At 65.7% G+C, this 3,622-nt stretch carries 1 protein-coding gene and 1 pseudogene; both read left to right on the top strand.

The genetic code is table 11. The annotated features are described in order from the left end of the window. Positions 1-567 precede the first annotated feature (567 nt). Positions 568-3,015: a Helicase associated domain protein gene (locus ACIBB8_RS37635; protein ID WP_398959894.1), complete on the top strand. Its 2,448-nt coding sequence runs from the start codon at positions 568-570 to the stop codon at positions 3,013-3,015. 206 nt (positions 3,016-3,221) lie between these two features. Further along, positions 3,222-3,533: pseudogene (locus tag ACIBB8_RS37630) on the top strand (helicase); the annotation flags it as partial. Positions 3,534-3,622 lie beyond the last annotated feature (89 nt).

Below are 3,622 nucleotides of genomic sequence, written 5' to 3'. Positions count from 1 at the left end.
CCCGCGGAGCGGGTACCACAGCGCTGCGCGCTGTGCAAGCGAAACGCCGTGCTTCGCACGGCGTGACGAATTGCTTCGCAATTCGTTGACGGCGTTTCACGCCTTAATTCCCGTGCTTCGCACGGGAATTGGGATTACGCTTCGCTTAAATCCCGAAAGGCGGGTGTGTCCGCTTCGCTTCCCCACCCTGGTTCCGGCTTAGCCGGAACGGCTGGCTACCGGGTGGGGGTGCATCAGTGCAGGCCTGTGTAGCATCCCGAAGAACACGGCACCCCAGAGCCCGGTGACGTGACGTCACTCTCGAAGGGAGGCCGGCCCCGTCGGATGGGGCGCACCGGACTCCGCTTCGCTCCATCCGGTGTGTGATGACCTTTCACTTCCTGAAGAACACTCAGTGTATGCGTGAGCCTACCCGAAAGCCCCTGCCTCCGGACCCTGTTGCGCTAGAGTGATGCCCGCACATCATCACGATGATGCATCTCGGGATGCAGTGTGTAGCATCCCGAGGGAACCACTACCCCCTCCGTCAGAACTTGCCACCCCTCTCGTGAATTCTGGAGTACAGATATGACGAGTACAGAAAAAATTGCGCTTCGGCCTCATCAGGTTGAAGCCGTTGACGCTGTGGTGCGCGGTCTTGATATTCCTCCGGGGAAGCGGATTCCACGTAATGGTCTGCGGGCCACGGTGGTGGCGGCGTGCGGTACGGGAAAGACCTTCATTGCCGCGCATTCCGCGTTGAGGCTCGCGCGTAATGGGCGGGTTCTCGTGCTGCTGCCGACCCTGGATCTACTGACCCAGACGGTGCGGGAATGGCGGTCTGCCGGGCACACGGGCCCGGCCGTGGCGGTGTGTTCTCTGGATGATGACCCGCACTTGTGGGACCTCGATGTGCGTTCCACGACCAGTCCGCCGCGGCTGGCTCTGTGGCACGGCCGCGGTCCCGTGACGGTCTATGCCACCTACGCTTCGCTGCCGGTGCTGGCCGAGGCGCACGAGGGTGCGTACGGGCTTCCCATGGACGTTTTCGACCTGGTGGTCGTGGACGAGGCGCACCGTACAAGTGGATCGGCAGGGAAGGCGTGGGCCGCGATCCACGACCAGGACGTCATCCCCGCCATGCGCCGGCTCTACATGACCGCCACGCCCCGGATCTGGAAGGAGCGTCCGCCCCGGGCGCGGTGGGCGGAGCGCCAGGAGGGCTTCGAGAACGCGCGGGATCCCCTGCCGCGGGAGCTGGCCTGCTCCATGGACGACCCCAAAATCTACGGACCCGTCGTGTACGAACTCTCGCTGGCATCCGCGGTGTCGCGCGGGCTTCTGGCCAGGTATCAGATCGTGGTGGTCGAGCTCACCGACCCCGTCGTCACCCCCGCCCGCCTCGCCGGCGACGAAAACCGCGAGGAACGGCTGCGCGGTGAGCGCATGGGAGCGTTGCAGGCCGCGCTGCTCGAGACGATGACGGTGCACCAGCTGCAGACCACCATCACCTTCCACCACCGGACCATAGAGGCCTCCGCGTTCGCGAAGGGACTGCCCAGGGTCGCGGCCCGGCTGCACGCGTCGGATCCCGAGCGGTACCCGGAGCATGTGTGGGCCGACTGGCTGTGCGGGGAACACGAGACAGACCACCGGCGGGGAGTGCTCTCCGACTTCGGGCGCCGGGCGGGGCGGGCCGTGCTCTCGAACTGCCGTGTGTTGGGTGAGGGCGTTGATATCCGGGCGGTGGATTCAGTGGCGCTGCTGGACCCGAAGGGGTCGGCAGTGGATATCGTGCAGGCTATCGGCCGGGCGCTGCGTCAGAAACCCGGGCAGGGCAAGATTGCGACACTGATCGTGCCCGTGTTCCTGGCGCGGGGCGAGCAGCCGGAAGACATGTTCACCTCCTCCTCGTATAGGCCCTTGGTGAAAGTCCTTGAAGGGCTTCGGGCGCACGATGAGCGTGCCGTTGAAATGCTCGCTATTCCGCAGAAGAACCAGAAGCAGGTCGTTGATCCGTCGCAAAACATCGGACCGGAGCCGGAGAACGGTGAGGACGAGTCACGGCTGCTGCTCCGCTTCGCCGCCCCCCGCGACCCCGTCATGATCGCGAAATGGGTCAAGTTCCAGATCCTCGACACCGAACGCCAGGACTGGACCCGCGGCTACGACACCGCACGCCGCTACTTCGACCGCGAGGGCTCCCTGGACGTGCCCTACGAACACCAGGAAGGCACCTACCCATTGGGCAGATGGCTGTCCGACCAGAGGCGGTCCTACCGGGCCGGGACCATGTCCAGCACCCGAGCGGACGAACTGGAAGAGCTCGGCATGGTGTGGGACACCGCCGATACGGCGTTCGCCGAGAACCTCGCCGCCGCCCGCGCCTACTACGCACAGGCCGGCACCCTCGCCGCACCCCGCCACGCCACCGCCCTCGACAAACCCGTCGGACAATGGCTCACCAACCTCCGCCGCCCCGGCGGACTGGGCAAGGATCCCGAACGCGCGGCGCGGCGGGCCGAACAGCTCGCCGCGATCGACCCGGACTGGAACCCGGGACAGTTGGGGTGGACCGTCGACTGGCAACGCCACCACACCGGACTCACCGCCCTCCTCGCGGGCGGGGCCGGCCTCGAGGAGATCGTGCCCGGGGTGACGCATCGCGGCGACGACATCGGACGCTGGCTCGCACGGCAGCGACGGGACTGGGCCCAACTCAACCCGGAACAGCAACACCGCCTGGACAAGGCGGGCGTGAAACCGGCTGCACGGCCCCAGAAAACCGCAACGCGAACCAGTACGAAGACAGGGACAGACAAGGGCTCCGACGCCTTCACACGGGGCGTGGCGGCCCTGACGCAGTACATCCAACGCGAGGGGAAAACCGTAGTCGGAAGGCAGCACGTCGAAGAACTCCCCGACGGCACCACCGTGCGCCTGGGCGTATGGCTATCGAACAAGAAATTGAGGCAGGACAAGCTCACGCCTCCACAGCGAGCCGCGCTGGCCGATCTCGGGGTGGGGTGGGCGTAGCAGCCGCAACAGGGCAGTGAAACCGGACACGTCATACCGACCGGCAACCAACCGACCTGCATCATCGCCAAAAGCGTCAGCCCCAGAACGGCATTCGTGTCACCACTCGAATCACCAGCCGCGACAAGCTGAACAGAAGAAACCCCACACCTGACGCACTGACATCACAATGCCGAACCACCACCGACAAAACCCCGCAGAACACCACCAGCGGACAGCGCAAGGTGCACGTCCGACGCGACGAGAACGGGCGGATCGTCGGGGCGAGCGGCGAGGACCAGGAACTAGACGACACCCACGCCGCTGCCGAGGCGGCGCTGCTGCACTTCTCCTCGCCGAGAAACGCGGCGACCATCGCCGCATTCCTGCGCACACGGGTCTACCGCCCGGAGTCACTGGTGTGGCTGGACGGCTACCAAGCCCTGCGACGGTGGCGCGAAGAGAACGACATCACCGGCCTGTACGCCGTCCCCTACGACGTTGAAGTGGCGGTGGGCGTGACAAAGGATTTTCGGCTCCCCTGTCGCTTCCGTGGGTCGTTGACCTGGGCTGATATGCAGAACACGCCGTACCCCGGCTACGTTTCGACTTGCGACGGTACGAAACG

Source organism: Streptomyces sp. NPDC051286 (assembly GCF_044455345.1).
GTDB lineage: Bacteria > Actinomycetota > Actinomycetes > Streptomycetales > Streptomycetaceae > Streptomyces.
This window is presented reverse-complemented; position numbering and strand designations above follow the sequence as displayed.

Excerpts from the sequence above, each read along its gene's own strand:
- ACIBB8_RS37635 (WP_398959894.1), top strand. The coding sequence starts at position 568 with ATGACGAGTACAGAAAAAATTGCGCTTCGGCCTCATCAGGTTGAAGCC.